23 protein-coding genes are annotated in these 23,276 nt (G+C 60.7%); 12 read left to right on the top strand and 11 right to left on the bottom strand.

Going from position 1 to position 23,276, the window contains the following annotated elements:
• Positions 1 to 113: 113 nt before the first annotated feature.
• The gene (locus WDM24_RS14160; protein WP_338831675.1) at positions 114 to 2,717 is read right to left on the bottom strand and encodes an MASE1 domain-containing protein; all 2,604 of its coding nucleotides are present in this window, start codon (positions 2,715 to 2,717) and stop codon (positions 114 to 116) included.
• A gap of 391 nt (positions 2,718 to 3,108) precedes the next feature.
• Between WDM24_RS14160 and WDM24_RS14155 the strand changes: the two genes are divergently transcribed.
• On the top strand, positions 3,109 to 3,282 hold the full coding sequence (locus WDM24_RS14155) for a DUF2147 domain-containing protein (RefSeq protein WP_338831674.1): 174 nt from the start codon (positions 3,109 to 3,111) through the stop codon (positions 3,280 to 3,282).
• A gap of 259 nt (positions 3,283 to 3,541) precedes the next feature.
• Here the strand turns inward: WDM24_RS14155 and WDM24_RS14150 are convergent, their stop codons facing one another.
• The 4 genes from WDM24_RS14150 to WDM24_RS14135 form a co-directional block, all read right to left on the bottom strand.
• Positions 3,542 to 4,162, bottom strand: coding sequence for a general stress protein (locus WDM24_RS14150; RefSeq protein WP_338831672.1), 621 nt, complete (start codon positions 4,160 to 4,162; stop codon positions 3,542 to 3,544).
• Between the two features lie 25 nt (positions 4,163 to 4,187).
• Complete coding sequence (locus tag WDM24_RS14145; RefSeq protein ID WP_338831670.1) at positions 4,188 to 4,514, bottom strand: hypothetical protein; 327 nt, start codon at positions 4,512 to 4,514, stop codon at positions 4,188 to 4,190.
• A gap of 80 nt (positions 4,515 to 4,594) precedes the next feature.
• Positions 4,595 to 4,747 (bottom strand): hypothetical protein, encoded by a 153-nt coding sequence (locus WDM24_RS14140; RefSeq protein ID WP_166293873.1) that lies wholly within the window; start codon positions 4,745 to 4,747, stop codon positions 4,595 to 4,597.
• A 168-nt stretch (positions 4,748 to 4,915) separates the two neighbouring features.
• Complete coding sequence (locus WDM24_RS14135) at positions 4,916 to 5,149, bottom strand: DUF3551 domain-containing protein (protein ID WP_312022801.1); 234 nt, start codon at positions 5,147 to 5,149, stop codon at positions 4,916 to 4,918.
• A 398-nt stretch (positions 5,150 to 5,547) separates the two neighbouring features.
• On the opposite strand from WDM24_RS14135, the gene WDM24_RS14130 reads away from it, so the two are divergent.
• The 9 genes from WDM24_RS14130 to WDM24_RS14090 all read left to right on the top strand — a co-directional run bounded on the left by WDM24_RS14130 (position 5,548) and on the right by WDM24_RS14090 (position 15,015).
• Positions 5,548 to 6,555 (top strand): alpha/beta hydrolase, encoded by a 1,008-nt coding sequence (locus tag WDM24_RS14130; RefSeq protein WP_338831668.1) that lies wholly within the window; start codon positions 5,548 to 5,550, stop codon positions 6,553 to 6,555.
• A gap of 102 nt (positions 6,556 to 6,657) precedes the next feature.
• Positions 6,658 to 7,953: a DUF892 family protein gene (locus WDM24_RS14125; protein WP_338698778.1), complete on the top strand. Its 1,296-nt coding sequence runs from the start codon at positions 6,658 to 6,660 to the stop codon at positions 7,951 to 7,953.
• A 78-nt stretch (positions 7,954 to 8,031) separates the two neighbouring features.
• Positions 8,032 to 8,400 (top strand): autotransporter outer membrane beta-barrel domain-containing protein, encoded by a 369-nt coding sequence (locus tag WDM24_RS14120; RefSeq protein WP_338831667.1) that lies wholly within the window; start codon positions 8,032 to 8,034, stop codon positions 8,398 to 8,400.
• Between the two features lie 187 nt (positions 8,401 to 8,587).
• Positions 8,588 to 8,725, top strand: coding sequence for a hypothetical protein (locus WDM24_RS14115; protein ID WP_166293866.1), 138 nt, complete (start codon positions 8,588 to 8,590; stop codon positions 8,723 to 8,725).
• 264 nt (positions 8,726 to 8,989) lie between these two features.
• Complete coding sequence (gene oxlT / locus WDM24_RS14110) at positions 8,990 to 10,273, top strand: oxalate/formate MFS antiporter (RefSeq protein WP_338831666.1); 1,284 nt, start codon at positions 8,990 to 8,992, stop codon at positions 10,271 to 10,273.
• A gap of 245 nt (positions 10,274 to 10,518) precedes the next feature.
• The gene (gene oxlT, locus WDM24_RS14105; protein ID WP_029082331.1) at positions 10,519 to 11,835 is read left to right on the top strand and encodes an oxalate/formate MFS antiporter; all 1,317 of its coding nucleotides are present in this window, start codon (positions 10,519 to 10,521) and stop codon (positions 11,833 to 11,835) included.
• A gap of 282 nt (positions 11,836 to 12,117) precedes the next feature.
• Entirely contained in the window at positions 12,118 to 12,552 is a 435-nt protein-coding gene (locus tag WDM24_RS14100; protein WP_029082332.1) for a CBS domain-containing protein, read from the top strand.
• Positions 12,553 to 12,899: 347 nt separating this feature from the next.
• Entirely contained in the window at positions 12,900 to 13,895 is a 996-nt protein-coding gene (locus WDM24_RS14095; protein ID WP_338831664.1) for a nitronate monooxygenase family protein, read from the top strand.
• Between the two features lie 151 nt (positions 13,896 to 14,046).
• Entirely contained in the window at positions 14,047 to 15,015 is a 969-nt protein-coding gene (locus WDM24_RS14090) for a zinc-binding dehydrogenase (protein WP_338831662.1), read from the top strand.
• Positions 15,016 to 15,245: 230 nt separating this feature from the next.
• On the opposite strand, the gene WDM24_RS14085 is transcribed toward WDM24_RS14090, so the two are convergent.
• Both WDM24_RS14085 and WDM24_RS14080 read right to left on the bottom strand, forming a co-directional pair.
• Entirely contained in the window at positions 15,246 to 16,208 is a 963-nt protein-coding gene (locus WDM24_RS14085; protein WP_338829190.1) for an IS110 family transposase, read from the bottom strand.
• A gap of 302 nt (positions 16,209 to 16,510) precedes the next feature.
• Positions 16,511 to 17,017: a helix-turn-helix domain-containing protein gene (locus WDM24_RS14080; RefSeq protein WP_338831661.1), complete on the bottom strand. Its 507-nt coding sequence runs from the start codon at positions 17,015 to 17,017 to the stop codon at positions 16,511 to 16,513.
• Between the two features lie 113 nt (positions 17,018 to 17,130).
• Between WDM24_RS14080 and WDM24_RS14075 the strand changes: the two genes are divergently transcribed.
• On the top strand, positions 17,131 to 17,646 hold the full coding sequence (locus WDM24_RS14075; protein WP_338831659.1) for a nuclear transport factor 2 family protein: 516 nt from the start codon (positions 17,131 to 17,133) through the stop codon (positions 17,644 to 17,646).
• 146 nt (positions 17,647 to 17,792) lie between these two features.
• On the opposite strand, the gene WDM24_RS14070 is transcribed toward WDM24_RS14075, so the two are convergent.
• Positions 17,793 to 19,238 (bottom strand): PAS domain S-box protein, encoded by a 1,446-nt coding sequence (locus WDM24_RS14070; protein WP_338831658.1) that lies wholly within the window; start codon positions 19,236 to 19,238, stop codon positions 17,793 to 17,795.
• Between the two features lie 85 nt (positions 19,239 to 19,323).
• The gene (locus WDM24_RS14065; RefSeq protein WP_166293854.1) at positions 19,324 to 19,527 is read right to left on the bottom strand and encodes a hypothetical protein; all 204 of its coding nucleotides are present in this window, start codon (positions 19,525 to 19,527) and stop codon (positions 19,324 to 19,326) included.
• Positions 19,528 to 20,182: 655 nt separating this feature from the next.
• Between WDM24_RS14065 and WDM24_RS14060 the strand changes: the two genes are divergently transcribed.
• The gene (locus tag WDM24_RS14060) at positions 20,183 to 20,869 is read left to right on the top strand and encodes a Crp/Fnr family transcriptional regulator (RefSeq protein WP_338831656.1); all 687 of its coding nucleotides are present in this window, start codon (positions 20,183 to 20,185) and stop codon (positions 20,867 to 20,869) included.
• Between the two features lie 79 nt (positions 20,870 to 20,948).
• Here the strand turns inward: WDM24_RS14060 and WDM24_RS14055 are convergent, their stop codons facing one another.
• Together WDM24_RS14055 and WDM24_RS14050 are read right to left on the bottom strand one after the other, a co-directional pair.
• Positions 20,949 to 21,362, bottom strand: a complete 414-nt coding sequence (locus tag WDM24_RS14055; RefSeq protein WP_338831655.1) for a hypothetical protein — start codon at positions 21,360 to 21,362, stop codon at positions 20,949 to 20,951.
• Positions 21,363 to 21,416: 54 nt separating this feature from the next.
• The gene (locus tag WDM24_RS14050; RefSeq protein ID WP_338698746.1) at positions 21,417 to 22,742 is read right to left on the bottom strand and encodes a TAXI family TRAP transporter solute-binding subunit; all 1,326 of its coding nucleotides are present in this window, start codon (positions 22,740 to 22,742) and stop codon (positions 21,417 to 21,419) included.
• Positions 22,743 to 23,276 lie beyond the last annotated feature (534 nt).

Below are 23,276 nucleotides of genomic sequence, written 5' to 3'. Positions count from 1 at the left end.
GATCAAACGACGAATGGCCGCGGGCAACCGCGGCCATTTTTGTTTGGGGTGGTCGCCCGCTCTCCGCGTCGATAGCGGACCTCAATGAGATCCGCCCGCGATGGTGCGACCGGTCAACTTCTGCGCACAGCGTCAGTCGTGCCTGACGCCAAGGGTATGCCGGACGATCGCGCTGATCTCGGCGGCGCAAGATCCTGGATAAAATCTCTCAGTGCCTCGGTATCGAACGGCTTGCGAAGTATTCTTAGACTCGACGGAGCTGCTTTCGCGGCATCGCTATAACCGGTTGTAAGGGCTATCGGCAAACCGGGATAACGCGACCGAACTTCTCTCGCGAGCCCGACGCCATCGATGGTCCCCGGCATGACGATATCGCTGAAGACGAGATCGATCTTTGTACCTGTATCGAGCAGTTTCAATGCCGCTTCGGCTGAATCTCGATAGATGGTTTCATAACCCAGATGCTCGAACAGCGAGGATGTCACATCCGCCACTTCGGGGCTGTCGTCGACAACGAGAACCGTCTGCCGCTGCGGCTGCCTCGGCTTTGCCCGGGCAGCGGCGAGCTCTTTGCTGGTGATTTGCTCGTCTGCACAGGACGGCAAATAGATTGTAATCGTTGTTCCCTGTCCAACCTTGCTGTCTGCCGTCACCGTTCCGCCCGCCTGGTGCGCAAAACCATAAACCTGGGACAAACCGAGCCCGGTCCCCTTGCCGACCTCTTTGGTCGTGAAAAATGGATCGAACATCTTGGACAGAAGATTCGGCGGAATACCGGTGCCCGTATCGCCCAGTGTTATCGCAAAGAAGGCCTTGCCACGGCGATCGCCGCCGGTGTCCTGATCTGCGGTCACCGCGTGGACGGATAACGTGAATGTGCCGCCGCTTGTCATTGCGTCTCGCGCATTGACGGCGATGTTGACGATCGCAAGTTCCAGTTCGGCGAGGTCAACCTTGACCGGCGCAACACCGTCGCCAACATTCTCGTTGTACACGATGTTGCCACGCAACGAGCTCTCGATCATGGTCCTCATGTTCTTGATGGACGCATTCAGATCAACGACCGTCGGGCTGAGATGCTGGTGACGAGAGAATGTCAACAATTGACGCGTGAGACTTTCGCCGCGTTTGGCTGCGGTTTGTATGGCTTCGATTGCTTTTGGCAGTTTTGGATCGAGCAGGCGTTGAAATATCTGGGCACTGCCTCCGATGATCATCAATAGATTGTTGAAGTCGTGTGCAATCCCGCCAGTCAGCTTGCCGATTGCCTCCATTTTCTGGGACATCGCGAGCTGTTCGCGCGCCTGGACCAGCTTCTCCTCCGCGTCGCGTCGCTCGGTCGCGTCGCGCAGGATACTGATGAAACCGATCAGATTTCCTGCGTCATCACGGCTCGAGGAGACCGAGCCCGTGATGAAAAACGGCGTGCCATTCTTTCTGATACGCCAACCCTCTACGTCGTACTTGCCTCCTTGGATTGCCGACTCCAGCGCGTGTGTCGGTGAACCCGCGCGGCGTTCATCCGGCCGATAAAATATCCCGAAGTGCTTGCCTATGATTTCTTCCGAGGTGTAACCGGTGATCTTTTGAGCGGTGCTGTTCCAACTCGTAACGTGTCCTTCTCTATCAAGCGCAAAAATTGCATAGTCGACAACGCCCTCGATAAGGGTTTGGAAGTGCCGTCTGATGTTGTCGAGCGCCAAGGCCTTCCGTTCAAGCTGACTGCTCAGTTCGTCCTGGACGGAAAGCAAATGGGCTTCCCTGGTCTGGCGCGTCGCGATTGCCGCGGCCAGGGCAAGCGGAGGCGCCGATACGCTGATCGAAAGCACGAGCAAGGATAGCAGCGCTCCATTCGGATCCATTTTCGGAAATGGATCATTCCCCGCCGAGAATCCCCACACGGCCACTCCGATGAAAATCAACGCAGCCGTCGCCACGGTGCATCGACCGCCGCGCAGGCTGGCCCAGATCAAGGGCAGTAAGACCAGAAAGCCCAGAAGGCTCCGATGCGGCAGCAACACGTCGAGGTCGTTGCTAACGAGGTCGCTCCCGATGAGCGGGCTGTAAGCAACGAGCCCGATGATGCCCGCGAGGGCAGCGACCGTGATCGATGCCAACAGGTTCCATTTGGAAAAAATGCGTAAGGGCATCGTCGCCCAGAGCACGATCACCGGAGCAATCACCAGGGCCGCAGCAGCGTCCGCAAGCCACCAGGTCAACCCGGCGACGACGGAATCGGACAAGCTCGATTCGTTGGCGAGCGTGACGCCGACCAAGGCGATGGTTGAACTGATTATCGTGGTCGGCGCAAAGCAAATGATCGCAAACTTTGCGACACCCGACGGGGTGGCAAACGTCTGGCCACCGTTCGACCAGCGGCCGATCAGCCATGTCCCGGCAAATGCAGCAAGGAGGCTGCCGATCCCGGCGGCGCCGAACTCCAGGAGCGATCGGTCGGCCATCAGGCAAGGAGAGACGGCCCCCACCAGGATCGCGGGCCAGATCCGGTAGCCGCGCAGCAGGACCAGCGCGAGCGCAAGCCCGGTTGGTGGCCATAGCGGTGTCGCGGTTGGATTGATCGCCGGAAGCAATCGCGCGGATTCGGCAAGGCCACCATAAATCGCGGCAACTATCAGGATTTCGGCCGCGTAGGTGGCAACGCTCCGCGCGTCGCCAAAAGCGAAAATCTTGGCCTTGGCGAACCCTGCCCTTTCCATCGCGAGCCTTTGCAGTGGGCATCTCAAGAATGCGGATGCAGTTTTGACCAAAACATGGCCGCACGATCGTGCGTAGAGAGGCGGCAGGCAACTTCCGAACGAGGGGCCATCGGGCAGCACCATTGACCTAACAGCGGCGGTACGCAAGGCACAGCGGCATCCGGAATACGAATCGGCCCGATCCCGCTGCGTGTCGGTGAGATCATCAGCAATCATTTTCCCGGTTGGCGCAAGAACTCTCGCTGCCGCTTTAATGACCGCTTCGGATCAGAAGCGGCGGCAGCGCGCTGTGCGGCCGGGTCGTCTTGCTGAAGGAGCCGACCGACAAGGCCACCGGCAAGCCGCAGCCCGACGACAAGAATGCCGATCCGGCACAGCGGTCCCGGCCGGGATGTCGCTCTTCATCAAACTGCAGCCCGCAGGCCCGAACAAATGGGCCGGCAGGATCTACAACGCCGATGACGGCAAGACCTATGAGAGCTCGGTGACGATGGTCTCGTCGGGCACGCTGAATGTTCGCGGCTGCATGGGAACGCTGTGCGCCGGCGAAGACTGGACGCGGTGAAGGGAATTGGCCCCGCCCCTTCATCGGCCAAGAAGAAAAGCAAACCCAGTCACTCGAGGCCGCCGCATCCGGCGGCCTTCTTTATGACGGCAGTGCTGCCGCGCCGTCAGGCGAATGCGCGCAACGAGCCGGCTCACGTCCCGGCTCGTTCGGCACCGGCGAAGCACCGTGTGCGGCGTCGCCTGGACGCCTGGCCGCCGCTTGAAGGGATCTTTATGGAATAAGCGACGGCTTGCCAGAGCAAGCCGTCGCAATGTTTTTAGCGCAGTGACCCACCGTAGCGCTGCCGCTCCTCGCGAATCTCTTTGGCGCCGTAGGGCTGGCTGGTAGGATCGAACGATTTCCACCCGGCCTTTTGCCAGGCGGCACTCCGGTCACGCAAGTTGACGGACGACTCGTCGAGTATCGTCTCAAGGCGAGACCGCTCCGCGTCCGCTACGCGCGCCGACACGAGCGTACCTCCGCGACGGACTCCTTCCGCGTAGGTGCCCGCGTCCTCTCTTGAAACGCCGGCCTCCGTGAGCGCTCCGACAATTCCGCCCGTAGCTGCTCCCGCGGCAGCACCAACAGCAGTCGCGGCCAGCCAGCCGGCTGCGACAACGGGCCCAAGACCAGGGATCGCGAGCAAGCCGAGGCCGGCAAGAAGACCGGCGGCGCCACCCAGGCCCGCACCGATGCCAGCGCCCTTGCCGGCACCTTCGGCGCGATCGTCGACACCATCGCGGTCACGATCGACCTTCTTGTCGGTGCTGAACCAGCTATCCGAATTGTTGGCAATGATGCTGATGTCCGAATGCGGCACGCCGGCAGCCTCGAGGCGTCGAACAGCCTGCTGGGCGTCATTGTATTTGTCGTAAAGACGAGAAATCGTAATGGTCATTTTGTACCCTTCTTACTTGGCCGAATTACTTGGCTGAATTGACGTTGCCTTGAAAGTCGACGCTTACCGCAGTGGCCGATCCGCCTTTGCTGGCCTGGCCGCGCCAAACGCCGTTGTCGTCCTTCTTCAGTTCGGTGACGTTGGCGTAGCCAGCATCCTCGATCTTCGATTTGGCTTGTCCTTCGGTGAAACTGTTGCGACCCGCGACAGGAGCGTCGGAGTTGTTCTGACCGGCACTGTTGACCGCGTTGTTGTTCGGTCCGGACTGCGTCGGTGGATTTTGCGCTGAGGCCGGCAACGCCGTGGCAGCCGCCAATAAAGAAATGCAAACGAAAAGGAACGGGCGTTTCATAGTTATCTCCAAGGTGTGAGGAATGAGCCAAGCCCGCGTCGGCGCATTAGTTCCTCCATCGCCGCGCTGCTTGCCTGCGATCAAGCTCCGAAAAATATCAACCACGTGCCCGCCATGATGAGCCCTGCAAGCGCCAGGCTTACGGCCAGCAGCATCAACATGCCGCGACCGAGCTCGCCCTGGCGCGCTTCGAGTGAAGTCTCAACGATACGTCCGCTCTTGTCTCGATCCATGACATTGAATCCCGCGTTCGAAGGGATGGGCTTGACCGTTAGCTTGCGCGAACAGGAAGCGAAGGAAGAGCCGCAGCGAGCCTTCCGTTGTGCTCAGAGAAAGCTCGATATCGCTGCCGAGCAGTGCCAGCCCGCGGCGTGGGAACTTTGGCTAATTCCGGTCGAGCATCAGTTAGGCCGACGTTGCCGCGCGAAAGCCGCACGCGGATTGATGCCACATCCGGCATCGCGGCCGGACGCCGATGCCATGCATTGTGCCCGCGTCTGATAGTTGCAGTCGCCCGGATAACCGGTCTGCTTTCCCTGAAGACACCAGCGATATTCCTGGGCATCCGCAGGTCCCGCGCCATCGAGCACGCCCGCGCCGGCCGTAAGTAACATCAAGACTACAAGCTTGCGCACGGCCGTCTCCCGTTGCTCAGTCAAATCGTCCTATGGAATCCCAATCGGGCCTTGCGAGGTTCGTTCCTAATCCTGCCGTGCCGCAGCTCTTCGCAGTGCTAGGAACATATGGTTGCGCCTCCTGTTGCGTCTGCACGACATGACCGCCATGGCACCACCGGAACTGTCCTCGATGAGTTCAAGGCCGCAACGTTGTTGGCTACGAGATCGTTGAGGACCAAATCGATCCCAGCTTTGTGGGTGCCCCATCCGGCCGGCCTCGAAACGCCTCCGGGATGCACATGAAACTCCGGGACAAAGAAGCCGGCGTCATCAAGGTCGTGATCAGACCAGGACGTTAATCCGGCGACGCCCCCTCCCCGTCTCGAACAGCTGGCTCCGTCCAGCGGAAGTATCACATGCGCATACTGAAAAAACGTTCGCCATCGCTAGCAACCAGCACCTTTCGTGCTCTGAAGGAATATCCGATCGCGTCCACCGTAGTCGCCACGATCGGCTTGATGGCTGCCGTTGCGGTCGTCAATCAACGACTTGCCGACAAGGCGCAACGCGATCATCCGCCACAAGGACGTTTCATCGAAATCGACGGTGTCCGCCTGCACTATGTCGAACGCGGGTCCGGCCGGCCTCTGGTCCTGCTTCATGGCAATGGCAGCATGATTCAGGATTTTGAGACAAGTGGTCTCATCGATCTCGCAGCCAAGCACTATCGCGTTATCGTGTTCGATCGCCCGGGCTTCGGCTACAGCCTGAGGCCCCGAAATGTCGTATGGACCCCCGCCGCTCAGGCTGATCTCTTCAGGGACGCGCTTGCGCACCTTGGCGTCGAAAAGGCGATCGTGCTCGGACATTCCTGGGGAGCTTCCGTTGCAGTCGCCTTGGCAAGCAAGCATCCCTCAATGGTCGAAGCCCTCATACTGGCATCGGGATACTATTTCCCGACGGCGCGCACCGACGCGATCATGGCGATGACCGGGCCGGCGATACCTGGTTTCGGTGATATCCTCAGTCACACAATTTCCCCGATCCTCAGCCGTATCATGTGGCCTGCCATGCTACGGCAGCTCTTCGGACCGAAATCCGTCCCTCAAAAATTCGACGGCTTTCCAAAATCATTGGCCGTGCGCCCATCGCACCTTCGCGCCAGTGCCGCCGAGGCTGCGCTAATGGTTCCTGCGGCGATCCTGTCCGCGAAGACCTACGGTGAACTGGCCATGCCGGTCGTCATCCTGGCAGGCGAGGATGATCGCCTCATCGACATCGACGAGCAGTCCGGCAGGCTGCATGACGAGATCAAGCACAGCAAAATGCACCGCCTCCCGAGAGCCGGCCATATGATCCAGCAGTCGGATACGGCCGACTTGATGGCTGCGGTCGACGAAGCCGCAGCGGAAACGCTGCATTGAAAACGTTCTGAGCAGAACTGATTGCGGCGCGAGTGGAATTAGGAACGTTCAACACAGCGTCCAGTTGGCCTCGAGCTTTCCCTGCCAATCAAAGGTCTTTCAATGTACCATCACGTCAAAAAGCTCATGTTCACGGTCCGGGTCGATGAACCCGATCCTCGGTTCGGCAATATGCTGCTGGAACAGTTCGGCGGCGCCAACGGCGAGCTGGCGGCCGCCATGCAATACTCCATTCAGGGCCTCAATTGCGAAGATCCGGATCGCAAGGATCTCTTGATGGATATTGGAACCGAGGAATTGAGCCACCTCGAAGTCGTCGGCTCCCTCGCACGCCTGCATCTGAAGCCCTCGAAGTTCGATCGCGAAGCGGCGGAAGCCGATCCCTTGATCGCGATTGCCGGAGGGGGCGGCGTCAATCTGTTCAACTCGCAAGGCAACGCCTGGACGGCCGACTATCTCAAGATCACGGGCGAGCTTGACGTTGATCTGCGCAGCAACATCGCTGCAGAAGCGCGCGCCAAGATCGTCTATGAACGACTGATCAATTTCTGTGATGACGCCGGCACCAAGGATGCGTTGCAGTTCTTGATGACGCGGGAAATCACTCATATGAAGGCGTTCGCGCTTGCGCTTGAGAGTATGGGCAAGCCCACGTTCAGCATCGGCCGTATCGCTCCTACGCCAGGCCTTGTCGACCAGTTCTTCAACGATTCGACCGGTTCCGGCGACAACGGTGAAATCGACACCCGAGGTCCCTGGAACGAGGGTGATGCTTGGGTTTTCATGGAATCACCGGCCCTCCAGAGCGGCGATCCCGGCGCGACACCTTCCATCGTTGCCGAGAGTTCCCCGTCCGAAGCTTTCGTTGGCTTCGACGATCTGTTGATCGATCAGCTGCGGGATCTCCTGCATGCCGAGAAACAACTGACAAAGGCGTTGCCTGAGATGATCGAGGCGGCACGCTATGACCAGCTCCGCGAGCTCTTCACAATTCATCTGGCCGAAACCGAAGCGCAGGTCGACCGTCTCGACGAGTGCTTCGGGTTGCTAGGCAAGAAGCCGCGCGCCAAGCCCTGCAAGGGTATGCAGGGACTTGTCGAAGAGGGCGGCGAAGTGATCAAGGAGAGCGCCAAAAAGGACGATGCAGCCGCGGATCTTGCGCTGATCGGCGCGGCACAGCGTGTCGAGCACTACGAAATCGCGGGTTACACGACTGCCCGCAACCTCGCGCAGCAATTGCGGTACGGTGCTGTCGTCGCGCTGCTCTCGAAGACGTTGGCGGAAGAGGAGAACGCGGATCAGCTGCTCAATCAGGTCGCGCGCTCACTGATGTCGGTTGCGAAAATGCCCGCCGCTATTGAGCAGACCTTGTCCGAAGATGAGCCCACCGCGGGCTAGATCATCTTCAGAGTATTGATATTGAAGCAAGGTGGCCCCACGGCGCCACCTTGCTTCGTTCGCCGTCGTCGACACGCCATGGAAAAACGACCTGTTCGCCCCGCTTCAGCCGTCGAGGCCGAGCTTGCACAGCGGCGGAATCGTATTCCCGCGAGCTTTGCCAGCAATCTCGCGCTCGCCCCCGGCATGCAGCTGACGCCGCGCGCCTCGGTGGCCTGGCAATACGCCTTCGGCGACGTGACCCCGACGGCGGCGCTCGCGTTCCAGAACCTGGGAACCGGTTTCAGCGTGGCCGGTGTGCCGCTGGCGCGCAATGCGGCGCTGGTCGAAGGCGGGCTCGACCTCAAGGTCACGCCGCAGGCCAGCCTCGGCATCGCCTATGTCGGTCAGCTCGCCGGCCGGGTGCAGGATCACTTGGTAAAGGCCAATTTTAGCTGGAGATTCTGACCCTTAGGGGTCCGGATTCGGTCCGCGGCGTCCTCAACCTGGGATGCCAATCAGCCGGTTTTGCTGCAATGCACAGTCATGAATGCTGCTATGCAAACAAGTCCGTTGTGTCTGGCATCTGGTATACATAATTTGACTGCAGATGATGAGCCGGCCCGTTGCTGGCTTCCAGCCAAAGGGGACACCAATGTCCAAGACCACCGCTTTCGCGCTCGCGCCCTCCTCCACCCTGTTCAGCCGCCTGCTGGCCTCGATCGACCGCCTGCTGATGAAGAGCGCGGAGATCTCCAACCGCAATGGCGACCTGCCGCGCTTCGGCCTCTAGGCAAAGGTTTTCCGGCACTCTCCACCGGATGCGGCTTTCGTCGCGAAACCCGACCTGACATTGAACCTTCGACCAATGGCCCCGATTTTCGGGGCCATTTTCTTTGCGCGCTGAATTACTGTCCCGCGATGCCCACGGAGTCCCGTGCGGCATAAGCGCGCGTTACCGCTGCGACAGCTTGAACCTTGGCATATCAGATACCAAGATGCCGGTCGCGCGCCATAAGCAACGACAAGGGCGCACTGGGAGGATCAATTGGCGGACATGGTTCAGGCAACTGCGGCCCCGGCGGCCGTGCGTGTCAGCGACACATATCGTTGGACGCAACTCGCGATCGGCGTCGCCGCGATGGTGATGATCGCAAACTATCAATACGGGTGGACGTTCTTCGTCCCCGACATCCAGAAGAAGTTTGGATGGGATCGCGCATCGATCCAGTGGGCCTTTACGCTCTTTGTGCTGTTCGAGACCTGGCTGGTGCCGGTCGAGGGCTGGTTCGTCGATAAATACGGTCCGCGCATCGTCGTCCTGGTCGGCGGCATCCTCTGCGCGATCGGATGGGCGATCAACGCGCAGGCGACCACGCTGAACGGCTACTATCTCGGCATGATCGTCGCCGGCATCGGCGCCGGCGGCGTCTACGGCACCTGCGTCGGCAATGCGCTGAAATGGTTTCCCGACAAGCGCGGACTTGCCGCCGGCATCACCGCCGCCGGCTTCGGCGCGGGCTCGGCGCTGACGGTCGCGCCGATCCAGGCGATGATCAAGGATTCCGGCTTCCAGACCACCTTCCTCTATTTCGGTCTCGGCCAGGGCATCATCATCGTGCTGCTCTCCTTCTTCCTGCTGGCGCCAAAGGCCGGACAGGTGCCGGCGGTCGTGGCCAATGCCAACATCATCCAGACCCGGCGCAACTATCAGCCGACCGAAGTGCTGCGGCAGCCGATTTTCTGGCTGATGTACTTCATGTTCGTGATCGTCGGCGCCGGCGGGTTGATGGTGACGGCGAACCTAAAGCCGATCGCGGTCGACTGGAAGGTCGACAGCGTGCCGGTGACGCTGATGGCGGTGACGATGACGGCCGTGACCTTCGCGGCGACCATCGACCGCGTCCTCAACGGCCTGACGCGTCCGTTCTTCGGCTGGATCTCCGACATGATCGGCCGCGAGAACACGATGTTCATCGCCTTCGGCATGGAAGGCTTCGGCATCTGGATGCTCTACCTCTGGGGACACGATCCGGTGTGGTTCGTGCTGCTCTCGGGCTTCGTGTTCTTTGCCTGGGGCGAGATCTACTCGCTGTTCCCCTCGACCTGCACCGACACGTTCGGCAGCAAGTTCGCCACTACCAATGCGGGGCTGCTCTACACCGCGAAAGGCACGGCGGCGCTGCTGGTGCCGATCGCCAACTACATGCAGCAGTCGTCGGGCAGTTGGGACAGCGTGTTCATCATCGCGGCAGGCGCCAACATCCTCGCCTCGCTGCTGGCGATCGCGCTGCTCAAACCGTGGCGAAAGATCGTGGTCGCGAAATCGGCTATGGCCTGAACAACGACCTCACTCCTGCTGACGAAAGCGCCCGGCCAAAAGCCGGGCGTTTTCATTTCTTCCAGAGCATTTTCGAGCGAAATGGATGCCGGTTCCGGCTCCGTATGCAAGATTTGCTGCGACGCAGCAGAAAGATGGGCTTGCTTTCTGGAATATAGTATACCAACTTCCGCCGAGCGCTTGCGACGATACGCCACAATAATTGCGACACTCGGTCACAAGACCAGCGCGCTCGGGAGGACTTGATGGTTTCCAGCAATACTGCCGTCACACAAGATCAACCTTCGTCCAGTGGCTTCCGCTGGCTGCAGCTCGTGATGGGCATCGTCTGCATGGCGATGATCGCGAACCTGCAATACGGCTGGACGCTGTTCGTCGACCCGATCGACGGCACGCATCATTGGGGCCGCGCGGCGATCCAGTTTGCCTTCACGATCTTCGTGGTGACCGAGACCTGGCTGGTGCCGGTCGAGGCCTGGTTCGTCGACAAATACGGCCCGCGGATCGTCATCATGTTCGGCGGCGTCATGATCACGCTGTCCTGGGTGCTGAACTCGTACGCTGATTCACTCACCATGCTCTACGCCGCGGCGGTGATCGGCGGCATCGGCGCCGGCTCGGTGTACGGCACCTGCGTCGGCAATGCGCTGAAATGGTTTCCCGATCGCCGCGGCCTTGCCGCGGGCGCAACGGCCGCAGGGTTCGGCGCCGGCGCGGCGCTGACCGTGGTGCCGATCGCCAACATGATCGCCTCGAGCGGCTATCAGGCCGCGTTCTTCGATTTCGGCATCGGGCAAGGCCTGATCGTGTTCCTGCTCGCCTTCTTCATCCAGAAGCCTGCGGTCACGATCCCGCCGAAGAAGAAGCAGCTCAATCTGCCGCAGACCAAGATCGACTTCACGCCGCCGCAAGTGCTGCGCAGCCCGATCTTCTGGGTGATGTATCTGGTGTTCGTGATGGTCGCCTCCGGCGGCCTGATGGCGGCGGCGCAGATCGCGCCGATCGCGCACGACTACAAGATCGCCAACACGCCGGTGACGCTCGCCGGCTTCCAGATGGCGGCGCTGACCTTTGCGATCTCGCTCGACCGCATCTTCGACGGTTTCGGACGGCCGTTCTTCGGTTGGGTCTCCGACAATATCGGCCGCGAGCACACCATGTTCATCGCGTTCGGTACCGGCGCGCTGATGCTGCTGACGCTCTCCACCTGGGGCCACAACCCGCTGGTGTTCGTGCTGGCAACCGCGGTCTATTTCGGGGTGTTCGGCGAGATCTACTCGCTATTCCCGGCGACCTGCGGCGACACCTTCGGCTCGAAGTTCGCGACCACCAACAACGGCATGCTGTACACGGCAAAGGGCACCGCCGCGCTGCTGGTGCCGGCCGCCAGCATCGTCGCCGCCAGCTATGGTTGGCAGGCGGTGTTCGTGATCGCGGTCGCGCTCAATGCCACCGCGGCGCTGATGGCGCTGTTCGTGGTCAAGCCGATGCGCCGCGCCTTCATCCACGGCAACGAGGCTGCCGCCGCGACCGAAACCGCGACGAGCGCCAAGACCGCTTGATGTGACGGCCTGATTTGACGGGCCTGATTTCGAGACTTCCTCCCGAACTGACAGAGGCGCACTTCGGTGCGCCTCTTTCTTTTGGCGCAGTCAGGCATGCCAGATACCAATGAGCCGGGGTAGCCGAAGGTCCGGTCACTCATCGCAGTTCATAATCGTCCGAAATGTCAGCGTCCCTGCCTATCTCAGCGATTTCCTGGTGGTAGATTTCTGCCGTGGCCACGTTGACAATTGGTATTTTGTATACCAGAATCCTGTCAACGATAACCCAAGGAGGTTGCCATGCAAGTCGGAGATATCCTGCGCAAGAAAACCCCTCGCGTCGCCACGGTTCGCATGAACGAGACGGTTGCGATCGCCGCGCAACTGATGCGCGCCAGCAATATCAGCGCGCTGGTGGTCAAGGATGTCGTTCGCACCGAAGGCAACACCGCCGTCGGCATGTTCACCGAGCGCGACGTGGTGCGCGCGGTCGCCGAGCACGGCGCAGCCGGCGCCAGCATGAAGGTGTCGCAGTTCGTCTCGGTGCAGCAGCTGGTGTCGTGCACCTCGAGCGACACGCTCGAGCACATCCGTCATCTCATGACCAAGCACCACATCCGCCACGTGCCGGTGATCGACAATTACAGCCTGATCGGCGTCGTCAGCATGCGCGACATCGCAGCCGCGTTCGACGAGGAGACCGCCGCGTCGATGAAACAGGCTGTGCCGGCGTAGCGCGCATCTCCGTTGTCGTCGCTCTCAACAGAGCGTTTTCGAGCGAAGTGAATACCGGTTCGCGTGAAGAAAACGCGTCAAGATGAATCGAGAGCTCGGTTCCGATTCAATCGGAACGGAAATAGCTCGAGGCGCTGCGTGTCGAACACCAGCGCCTGAGCAATTGACCGAAAGCTTCGAGCCCGCCCTCACCTGACCGCTGCGCGCCCCTTCATTTCCGCATGGGCGCGCCGCCGGCGGCCGGTAGACATTTGCCGGTCAGGACTGCATCCTTCCGCTCGACATCAAAAACAAACCGTGCGCGGCCGTCCGCGTCGCGGAAAATTCCAGCGGAAACCGAGGGCAGAATGATCAAGACACGTTTCACCGAGATGTTCGGCGTCGACCACCCGATCGTGCAGGGCGGCATGCAATGGGTCGGGCGCGCGGAGCTCGTTGCCGCCGTCGCCAATGCCGGCGCGCTCGGCATGATCACGGCGCTGACCCAGCCGACGCCGGACGATCTGCGCAAGGAAATCGCGCGCTGCCGCGAGCTGACCGACAAGCCGTTCGGCGTCAACCTGACCATCCTGCCCGCGATCAAGCCGCCGCCCTACGCCGAGTATCGCCAGGCCATCATCGAGAGCGGCATCAAGATCGTCGAGACCGCCGGCAACAAGCCGCAGGAACATGTCGACGAGTTCAAGAGGCACGGCGTCAAGGTGCTGCACAAATGCACCAGCGTCCGCCACGCGCTGTCCGCCGAGCGGATGGGCGCCGACGCGATCTCGATCGACGGCTTTGAATGCGCCGGACATCCCGGCGAGGACGACACCCCCGGCCTGATCCTGATTCCTGCCGCCGCCGACAAGGTGAAGATCCCGATGATCGCCTCCGGCGGCTTCGGTGACGCGCGCGGCCTCGTGGCTGCGCTGGCGCTCGGCGCCGAAGGCATCAACATGGGCACGCGCTTCATGTGCACCAAGGAGAGCCCGATCCATCAGCTCGTCAAGGAACGCATCGTCGCCAATGACGAGCGCGAGACCGAGCTGATCTTCCGCACCATGCGCAACACCTCGCGCGTCGCCAGGAATGCGATCTCGACCAAGGTCGTGCAGATGGAGAAAGAAGGCGCCAAGTTCGAGGACGTCCGCGAGCTGGTCGCCGGCGCCCGCGGCAAGATGGTCTATTCGACCGGCGATGCCGACGAAGGCATCTGGTCGGCCGGCCAGGTGCAGGGCCTGATCCACGACATCCCGTCCTGCGGCGAACTGATCTCGCGCATCGTCCACGAGGCGGAAGCGATCATCCGCGAGCGGCTGGAAGTCATGATGTCCGGCGCCAAGCGCCAGGCCGCGGAATAGGCGTCCAGTAGTGATCCGTCACCCTGAGGAGCGCGAAGCGCGTCTCGAAGGGTCGACGGCCACCGGCCGGGCCGTGCATCCTTCGAGGCTCGCTCCGCTCGCACCTCAGGATGACGGTACCAATCTCGCGTTAGACAGCAGGAATGACCTCATGAAAGCTTATGTATACGGAGCCAATGGCCCGGAGATCACCGACGTCGCAAAACCCGTGCCGAAGGGCACCCAGGTGCTGGTCAAGGTCCATGCCTGCGGGCTGAACCGCGCCGATCTCGGCATGACCAAGGGCCACGTCCATGGCGCGGCTGGCGGCGTCGGCACCGTGCTCGGCATGGAATGGGCCGGCGAGGTCGCCGAGCTCGGCCCCGACGCCAAAGGCGTCAAGGTCGGCGACAAGATCATGGGCTCCGGCGGCGCAGCGTTCGCCGAGTACACGCTCGCCGATCACGGCAGGCTGTTCCGCAGCCCCTCGAACATGAATTTCGACGAGGCCGCCACCCTGCCCGTCGCGCTCGCCACCATGCACAATGCGGTGGTCACCAACGGCGCACTGCAGCCGGGCCAGACCGTGCTGATCCAGGGTGCGAGCTCCGGCGTCGGCCTGATGGCGATGCAGATCGCCAAGCTGAAGGGCGCCAAGCTCGTGGTCGGATCCTCGACCGATCCGATGCGCCGCGGGCGGCTAAAGGAATTCGGCGCCGATCTCGCGGTCGATTCCAAGGATCCCGGCTGGGTCGATCAGGTGTTGCAGGCGACCTCCGGCGAAGGCGTCGATTTGATCGTCGATCAGGTCTCGGGACCCGTCGCGAACCAGAATCTCAAGGCGACCAAGGTCAAGGGCCGCATCGTCAATGTCGGCCGGCTCGGCGGCACCCATGGCGACTTCAACTTCGACCTGCATGCGGCGCGCCGCATCCAGTATATCGGCGTCACCTTCCGCACCCGCTCGATCGAGGAGATCCGCGAGATCTTCGACGAGGTGCGCAAGGACATCTGGCCCGCGGTGGAGTCGCGAAAACTGCAGCTGCCGATCGACCAGGTCTACAAATTCGCCGACATCGGCAAGGCGTTCGCGCACATGGAAGCGAACAACCACCTCGGCAAGATCGTGGTGACGCTCTAGCGAAGGCACCAGTGCGTAGCAACCATTAGCTCTTTCGGTTGTGTGCGATTGAATTGTCCGATCGCCGTTGATGCTGACGCCGTGCTCGCGGCCATCAAGGCGTGGCCTGTTGAGGGTGAGGATGTGGTGGCATTTGAGCGACGGCCATCCTTGACGGCCGCTGTGCGCGACGTCCTGGTGACGGCAGGTCGGGACGAAGAAACGGCGCCCCGGTCGAACAAAGAAACGCTTCAGGCTGCTGGAACAGCTGACATGTCAGCTTGCCAAGGGGTGCCTCGGGCCACTACGGCGTTGATGAAGACGAGCAGCTTCCTGGCGCAGGCGATTAGCGCGCGCTTGTGACCCTTACCGGCGGCGATCAGTCGCTTGTAAAGGGCGATGAGCTGCGGATTCCAGCGGAACGACGCCGCCAGCGCTGCAGCATAGAGCGCCTCTCGCAGGCGCTTGCGTCCACCGATGATGTGACGAGCGCCAATATGCTCTCCGCTGTCGTCATCATAAGGCGCAAGGCCCGCAAGAGCTGCGGCCTGCTCGCGGCTGATTTGGCCGATCTCCGGCATGCGCACCAGAATGGCGACCGCAGTCGGCAGCCCGGCCCCGCCGACGCTGTAGATCAGATCGAGCCGGGCAGCGAGATCGTGATGTTCGCGGATCGCTGCCACCAAAGCCTTGAACTCGACGCGTTCGCGCTTGGCCAGGCGGACGATATCTTCCTTCCAGAGCTTTTGGATACGCGCATCGCGACAGCTCTCGAGCCGGTTCTTGAACCGCGTGATATCCTCTCCGATCTGATCGATCAGTGTCAGCTGCCCGGCCAAGGGCGATAATCTTGCGTCAGGGGCCGGGTGGATCTTGTTGACCGCAGCGGCGCAGGCGGCGATCAGAGCCGCGTCGATCCGATCGTTCTTGGCACGTTGCCCGCGGTATTTGGCATAGGCACGCACTTGCGCCGGCTGGAACACCACGACGACAAACCGCATGCGCCGTAACTCGGCGACGACGGCTTGCTCATAGCCACCGCTCGCCTCGATCCCAACCCGCTTGACCTTGCGCCGCCCAAGCCACTCCAGCAGCGCCTTGTGACCTTCTGCCGTGTTCTCCACCTGCAGCTGCTCCGAGTTGCCGTCGAGCGCCACGTCGAGCTTGCGCTTGCCGGTATCGATCCCGGCACAGATTGTGGTACGCTTGGCCATCTTCCTCGACCCTCCCTTGTGATGCGAACCTAAAGTTCGTTCAACCATGCGGGTCCCGATGAAGTGCCGATCGCGATCTTGCTACGAACGACAGCCCTCAAGGCTTCGATGGGTAACGATCCGATCGATCAGCGGCCCAGCCCGGGCGGCTACCCGAGCTGGGCCATTCCTCACGGAACGAGGCCAGTCTAACCCAGCGCGCTAATACAAGGATGGGTGGAGCGCAGCGATACCCATCAATTATATCCGCGCGGTGAGATGATGGGTTTCGCTACGCTCTACCCATCCTACGGTCCTGTTCCTTATGCGAAAGGAAGAGACGCCCGCGTCTCGCTCAGGATTTCCTTTGAGAGTTTCTCATCGTCGACCAAACGGGCAAGCACCATCGCGCCGACCATGGCCGACCATGCGGCAATTGCTGCGCGCCGTTTCTCCTTCGGCACGTCGCCTTCGGCATCAACAGTGAGATGATCGATCCGGCTGCGGACGGCTGCCGTCATTTTCTGCCGGAGATCGGCGGACCCTCGCGCGGCTTCCGTTCCCAGGCTTGAGAACAGGCAAGAGGTGGCGCGGTTGTCGCGGTGCTTGACGCTGAGATAGCCGTTGGCAAATTCCGCCGCCGAGCGGCGCGGCCTGGCCGTATCCGGAGCCGGTGGCAGCGCTTGCCCAACCGCTTCCGCGACCAGCGCCTCCTTGGATGGAAAGTGTCCGTAAAAGGCGCCGTGCGTCAGGCCCGCCTCCTTCATGACATCAGCGACGGTGACATAGTCGAAGCCTCGCTGCCGAAACAGGCTGGCGGCGACGGCCAAAATCCGTGCGCGGTGCTCTGCGACCTGTTCCTTGCTCACTTTCATGTGCGCGTCTCCGAACCCGCTTGACTCTATACATGACACTCATCATGAATACAATCATGATGTTTGTCATGAATAAGAGCCCGCACACCATGCCTCACAACCTCTCGGCCATCCTGCGCCGCCGCTCGGTCAGCGCCGCGCTTCTCCTCATCGCATTGGCGACCATCCCGGGCGGACGTGTATCCGCCGCCGCCGGTGAAGCCGAGGCACGCGCGTTCTTTGCCAAATTCGTCGCTGCGCAAAATGCCCATGACGTCAGCGACGTGAAGGCCATGCTGTGGAATTCGCCCGACATGCTTTGGTACGGGCGAGGCGTCGAGACCAGAGGGCCCGACGCCGTCGCCGATCGCTTCAGGGAATACTACCAGGGCACATGGCATCTCGAGCCCGACATGTCGCAATTTCGCGCCACCGCGATCTCGGACGACGTCATGCAGATCCTCGTTCCGATCGTTTTCACGCGGGGCCTCCCAGGCCAGCCGTCGCAAGACAACAAGTTTCTGATCAGCCAGACGTTGATTCACGATGCAAACGGCTGGCACGTCGCCTCGATCATGCCGATCGCAAACACGCAGTTGAAGTAGTCGCGCAGGATGGGTGGAGCGACTTGTCCGCCGTAGCTCGAAGAGCGAAGGCGGAAGCGATACCGATCAAGCGGCAGCGCGATGAGATGATGGGTTTCGGTGCGCCCTACCCATCCTTGCACCGTGACGGCACGTCGCGGGCCGGCCTATGCAAGCGGCAAGGCGATTTCGCACCTGAGCCCGTTTGCGCGCCAATCAAAACGCACCTCACCCTTGAGTTGCCCGATCATGTTTTCCACAATGCGGGTGCCGAACCCGCGGTGCGTCGGCGGCGTGACGGTTGGCCCACCCGATTCGACCCAGCGCAGGCTGAGCCTTCCGCCTGCCGTAAGGGACCACGTGATTTCAACGTAACCAGCCGCCGCCGATAGTGATCCGTATTTTGCTGAGTTGGTCGCGAGCTCGTGCAAGGAAATTGCAGCAGTCTGAGCCGTACTCGGCTCCAGCATGACGGCTGGGCCGTCAATTCGCACACGCGCCCCTCTCTCCCCGCTGTAAGCCAGAAGCTCTTGCGTGACCAGGCGGTGAAGCTCGGCTCCCGCCCAGCGGGATTCCACGAACAGCGTATGGACCTTTGCCAACGCTCCAATGCGCCCCTCGATCAGTTCCTTGAGATCGTCAGACGTAGCTGAATGGGAAAGTCGCACCGTCGCCAACACGGTGGCCAGGATGTTCTTCGTTCGATGCTCGGCCTCGTGCGCGAGATTGACGACCTGCGCCTGGCTTCGCTTGTGCTCGGTGATGTTGCGCGCGATTTTCGATGCGCCGACGACCGCGCCTTGAGCATTTCTGACCGGCGAAACGCTCAGGGACATGTCGATCAAGCGCCCATGCTTGCATTGCCGAACAGTTTCATAGTGTTCGACGCGCTGACCGCGCCGGACTCGCCCCATGATCACTGTTTCCTCTTCCTGACGATCTGGCGGAATCAGAATCGTAATCGGCTGGCCGATGATTTCCTCGGCGAGGTAGCCAAAAATGCGTTCCGCGCCGCCGTTCCAGCTCGTGATGGTGCCATTGAGGTCCTTGCCGACGATCGCATCGTTGCTTGATTCGATGATAGCGGCGAGCCTTAGCGCGGCCTCCTCGCCGCGTTTGCGCTCCGTTATGTCCTGGAAGCAGTTGATGGCGCCGACAATGTTCCCCTCACGGTCCTTGACTGCCTCGATGTCAACGAGCGCGATGCCGCGAGAACCGTCAGGTCGCTCAATGTGAACTTCCTGCTGGCGCACGGATACACCGGTGCGCAGAACATCGGCCATGGGGCATTGATGGTGCAGGAGCAGACTGCCGTCGGGGCGAAACATTCGATACGATCCACAAAACCGTTCCTCGGGATCGCCGAGTTTCGGCAATCGGCCCCATAGTTCCGCAGCACGGCGGTTGTATCGAACGACAAGACCATCCCGGTCACAAACATAAACGGCAAACGGCAGTTGCTCGAACAACCGCCCGGGCAGTTCGAAGGCCGGTTCCTCATCGCGCATACCAAGGACGACGCCGGCAGCGTTCGCAATTGCATCCACCTCGTTGGAGGTTCTCACGGGTTCGCGCTGACGGAAGCGTCGCGCGTCGGAAGGTACATTGCTCATTGTGGTGTAATCCAAGTCGGATTGGTGATTTGGTTTATCCCGGAGCCGGAACCCGACATGCCGCAACTCTCCCGATCCGCATCTGTTACTTCGATTTGACGGCTTGTGGTGCAAGCGCGCGCTTCATGAAGGCATACACCCTCAACTGTGCGGCGTTACGAAGCGCATTCTGTCTCGCCTCGCCTTCCGGCAATTGCTTCGCCTCACTGGCGCGCGCATCTGCCTGCTCGTCCAGATGGTCGGCCGTCAGAAATGTGGTCTTCGTCCTGTTACGCCTTTTGAGGTTCATGTCGGTGATCCCGAATTTCCCTCAAACCAGTCGAGCGGTTCGGGTTGGGACGGGCCCGATACAACCTGCATTTGATGGACGTGGCCGCAGCTTTTGCAGCGCAGCGTCCAATGCTCATGCCCAGGTCGCGAAGGCATAATGCGCTGCACCACGGTGGCGCCCGCACATCGCTGGCATCGTGGGTTCGACTGGAACCGGGGTGGCGATGGAGCTGTTTGATCGGCCATTTTTAATCTCCCATTGAGATTGCCAAAATCTAGTCCGGGGATTTAAGGTGGCCGCTAAGCCACCCTCGGCCGTCGCCGCTCAAGGGGTCGCTGACCACCAAGGTTCGCTGGGCACGATCACACTTGGGGCACTCGAAAGTGCGGACTTGGTAACCCACTGCGCCCGACGCAATGCAGGCCAGCCGCGTGCGGGTCTGGCAGAGCGGACAGCGCGGGCGCTCGATGGCGCTCAGCGGCGGACCGGTTGGAAACGTGCGAAGGCCGAGCATGCGGGCACCATCTCTGGATCGGGCGGGCGCCCACTACATTGCCGGACACCGGCCACCGACCGGGTGATTTTCTCCCCTTGGAAACTGGTCCGCTGGTCAATATTGACCACAACACACCAGTTTTAATATTTAGAGATCGCTGGTCCGAAGGAGGGGCTTGTGAAGCCTGCAAAGCGACAGTTCGATCCTCAGGCTTTTCTCGCCAAAGTCGGGACCGGCAAGACGATATTGAAGTACCGTAAAGGCCGGATCATCTACGCCCAGGGCGAAGAGGCCGATAAGGTCTTTTACGTCCAATCGGGCAAGGTCAAGGTGACCGTCGTTTCCGAGCAAGGCAAGGAAGCCGTCGTCGGCATATTGGATGCTGCGCAGTTTTTTGGCGAGGGCTGCCTGAACGGTCAGGCGGTCCGCGTGGGAACCGCAAGGGCGATGGAGGGGTGCCTTATCACCTCAATCACGCGGAAGGCGATGATGGCGGCGCTCCGCAAGGAGCCACGATTTTCAGAACTTTTCGTGACCTACCTGGTGACCAGGAGCAATCGCATTGAAGAAGACTTGATCGACCAGCTGTTCAATTCGAGCGAGAAGCGGCTCGCACGCCTTCTTCTTCTGCTGGCCAATTTCGGAAAAGATGGAAAGCCAACACCAATCGATGCTTCGATCAATCAAGCAACCTTGGCGGAGATGATCGGAACGACCCGATCCCGGGTGAGCTACTTCCTGAACAAATTTCGCAAGCTGGGATTGATCAGCTACAACGGAAAGATCGAGGTGCATCGTTCCTTGTTGAACGCGGTCCTGTATGAAAAACCTCAGCTGGAAAGAGACGAAGAACCCGCCCAATAGATCGCACGATTGCGCGAGCCTGAGCGGACTCGATCCGGCCGGTCCGGCTTTTCCGTAAAGGACAAGAGAAGGTCATTCGCTAAGGGAGCCGTTCGACCTTCGCCGCCATGTCAGGGGCACGCGTAATCCTGTACTTGGCATTGCTGCATTTGAGAACCCAGACGTCGCGATCTGGTCGAGACAATCTCGTATTCTTCTTTGCACCGAGCGGCTTCTCGCAGGTGAAGCCTTGTGTGCGAATCTGGGCCGCCAGCATTCCCTGAGGCGTTTCGGCCGGAATCTGCTGCGCCCGCGCCTGGGGACTAAAAAGAACAAGACCGATGGCCAACAGTAGTGATCCAGGTGCTTTGTGCATGATTTCAACCCTTAAAGCAGACACCCGCCGCCCGTTCGAATGTCGAACTATAGCAGAAACACCCGTGTTGCCTTCCTGCCAAACCTGAACTTTGGACATACCGATCCATCGACGCGGTTTGCCAACAAGACCGGCCATCAGCCGACCTTCCAAATCGCAAATAGCGTCGCGCACGCTCGATCGACCAGACCGCTACCCGTTGCGAGCGACCGTGAGTCCATTCGCGAGAATCTGCCGGCGATCGTGAATCAAGTTCTCCAGACGGTGCGCTGCGACATTCAGGGTTGCGGCATCCACGGCACTCTCGTCGCCAGCCGCAGCCTTGGCGCGTTGCGCCCGCAAGATATCGTCAATCTCGTCTTCGATCGTACCGAGTTCGGCCTCGCTATCTGCACTCCGTATCCGCCGAACCAGGGCATACAACGCGTCGAGCGGACCATCATTTGCGAATGGCCCGATTCCCAGAAATTTCCAGGCCGCCGCGAGCACCGTGGCCATGCCGCCCAAGATCATCGGCGTCAGATAGATCCAGTTGCCGTATTCATCCATGAAGCTCTGCTGGGTCCCGTTGTAGAAGGCGGCGGCTCCCGGATGGAGCGCGAGGTAGGCATCCGCGTCTGTGCTGGGAGCCGCAATTTGCGCAAAGATCGGCTGCTCGACCATGAGGTCCCTGCGCACGTTCATGATCGTCTGGGTCAGGCTGGTGACCAGATCAGAACCGAGCTTCTTGTTTGCAACCAGATATAATGCGGTTCTCAGCGTCGTCAGATCGTCGTCAGGAACCGGCGGGGCTCCGCGCAACGTGCCCTTTGGCACGTCAAAGCTCTCGTAGGCGCGGTCGGCTTCCGCGATCGCCCCGGCGGATCCGATTGATATGAGCACCGGCAACGTTTTGGGACCCTGCTGGAAGAATCCTCGCACCAGCGACAAATATTTTTGTGACAGTGGAATCACGACGAGGAGAGCGCTGATCTCCTTCGATTGAAGCGCGCGCCGGGCGTCTGCCAGTGCAACGTCCTTGAACACCTTGGCACGAACCAGGCCATATTCATTGCTCAAGACATCCACGAGCTTGGAGTTTGTTTCTGCTGAAATCACACCAACACTATGGCCCTTGAGCCCGGCCATGTCCTCGATTGACGAGCCCGGCGGCGCAATCACCAGCGCTACGACGTGGCTGACGACAACAACGGCCTGCGCTTGCGACAAATCACCGACATCGCCGCGAACGACAGCGAGATCGGCCTTGCCCGAAGCGAATGTCTTGGCCGCTGCCAGCGCCGTCCCGGTGTCGATGACTGTCAGCCGCACCGGCGCGTTGATCGTGACCAGCCGGCTCGCGATCGTCGACATTGCCTTGGCAGCTTCACCGTCGATCGAGCCGACCGCCACAGTCAGGGTTACGGGACGCGTATAGTACCGGTAGCCAAAGAGACCTGCACCGGCAGCAAGGATGACAACCCCCGCAATCAGGACGAAACGAAGCCAGAGCGGCAATCTGATCGACGTTAGATTCACTGTTGCCTCTCCGTTTGGTCGAGCGATGTGCAATCGCTCCCGCCTCAAAGATACGCTGTATACGAGCTGACCCACACAAGAATCGAAGCGAGAAGGCCAATCACGCGTGTGCGGGCAATCTGACCGTCGGCGGGAACGCCGACGGCACGTTCTCGATTTCGCCAACGGCGCCCGCCAGCACGGTGACGCCGACACGCAGGATGGTGACGAAGTAAAGCTTATCGTGCCGGGCCTGAACCGGTGAACGCCAGTGGCGAGGCGACCTTCGGCGCGCTATGCAGTTTGTGCCAACGTTGACGACATATGAAATCATCAGCAAATTAGCATGATCGCAAGCCAGCAGCAGCGCTGCGTGGCTGGTCTTTGAGTTTTGTGCTAAGCTTCACGCTCGTGGAAGTAGTCAAGGTCTCCTCTGCCAATTGTCTTAATTGCATCTAATTCCAAAGATCCCGCTTCTATCTTCGCGTCGTGCGCCATGAGATGGAATGCCGGCCGCGGCGATCCATCGCTTTAGAATTCAATTGAGCTGACAGG

The organism is Bradyrhizobium sp. 27S5 (assembly GCF_037217225.1).
Lineage (GTDB): Bacteria > Pseudomonadota > Alphaproteobacteria > Rhizobiales > Xanthobacteraceae > Bradyrhizobium > Bradyrhizobium septentrionale.
Note: the sequence above shows the minus strand (reverse complement) of the source record. Positions and strands in the feature narration are given on the sequence as shown.

What these genes read in the sequence shown, in the direction of transcription:
- WDM24_RS14085 (WP_338829190.1), bottom strand. Translation starts at nt 16,208, where the DNA reads ATGGCCAAGCGTACCACAATCTGTGCCGGGATCGATACCGGCAAGCGC.
- oxlT (WP_029082331.1), top strand. Translation starts at nt 10,519, where the DNA reads ATGGTTTCCAGCAATACTGCCGTCACACAAGATCAACCTTCGTCCAGT.
- WDM24_RS14140 (WP_166293873.1), bottom strand. Translation starts at nt 4,747, where the DNA reads ATGGATCGAGACAAGAGCGGACGTATCGTTGAGACTTCACTCGAAGCG.
- WDM24_RS14120 (WP_338831667.1), top strand. Translation starts at nt 8,032, where the DNA reads ATGGAAAAACGACCTGTTCGCCCCGCTTCAGCCGTCGAGGCCGAGCTT.
- WDM24_RS14125 (WP_338698778.1), top strand. Translation starts at nt 6,658, where the DNA reads ATGTACCATCACGTCAAAAAGCTCATGTTCACGGTCCGGGTCGATGAA.
- WDM24_RS14155 (WP_338831674.1), top strand. Translation starts at nt 3,109, where the DNA reads ATGTCGCTCTTCATCAAACTGCAGCCCGCAGGCCCGAACAAATGGGCC.
- WDM24_RS14065 (WP_166293854.1), bottom strand. Translation starts at nt 19,527, where the DNA reads ATGAACCTCAAAAGGCGTAACAGGACGAAGACCACATTTCTGACGGCC.
- WDM24_RS14095 (WP_338831664.1), top strand. Translation starts at nt 12,900, where the DNA reads ATGATCAAGACACGTTTCACCGAGATGTTCGGCGTCGACCACCCGATC.
- WDM24_RS14100 (WP_029082332.1), top strand. Translation starts at nt 12,118, where the DNA reads ATGCAAGTCGGAGATATCCTGCGCAAGAAAACCCCTCGCGTCGCCACG.
- WDM24_RS14150 (WP_338831672.1), bottom strand. Translation starts at nt 4,162, where the DNA reads ATGACCATTACGATTTCTCGTCTTTACGACAAATACAATGACGCCCAG.
- WDM24_RS14055 (WP_338831655.1), bottom strand. Translation starts at nt 21,362, where the DNA reads ATGGCCGGTCTTGTTGGCAAACCGCGTCGATGGATCGGTATGTCCAAA.
- WDM24_RS14130 (WP_338831668.1), top strand. Translation starts at nt 5,548, where the DNA reads ATGCGCATACTGAAAAAACGTTCGCCATCGCTAGCAACCAGCACCTTT.
- WDM24_RS14070 (WP_338831658.1), bottom strand. Translation starts at nt 19,238, where the DNA reads ATGAGCAATGTACCTTCCGACGCGCGACGCTTCCGTCAGCGCGAACCC.
- WDM24_RS14075 (WP_338831659.1), top strand. Translation starts at nt 17,131, where the DNA reads ATGAATAAGAGCCCGCACACCATGCCTCACAACCTCTCGGCCATCCTG.
- WDM24_RS14160 (WP_338831675.1), bottom strand. Translation starts at nt 2,717, where the DNA reads ATGGAAAGGGCAGGGTTCGCCAAGGCCAAGATTTTCGCTTTTGGCGAC.
- oxlT (WP_338831666.1), top strand. Translation starts at nt 8,990, where the DNA reads ATGGTTCAGGCAACTGCGGCCCCGGCGGCCGTGCGTGTCAGCGACACA.
- WDM24_RS14145 (WP_338831670.1), bottom strand. Translation starts at nt 4,514, where the DNA reads ATGAAACGCCCGTTCCTTTTCGTTTGCATTTCTTTATTGGCGGCTGCC.
- WDM24_RS14115 (WP_166293866.1), top strand. Translation starts at nt 8,588, where the DNA reads ATGTCCAAGACCACCGCTTTCGCGCTCGCGCCCTCCTCCACCCTGTTC.
- WDM24_RS14090 (WP_338831662.1), top strand. Translation starts at nt 14,047, where the DNA reads ATGAAAGCTTATGTATACGGAGCCAATGGCCCGGAGATCACCGACGTC.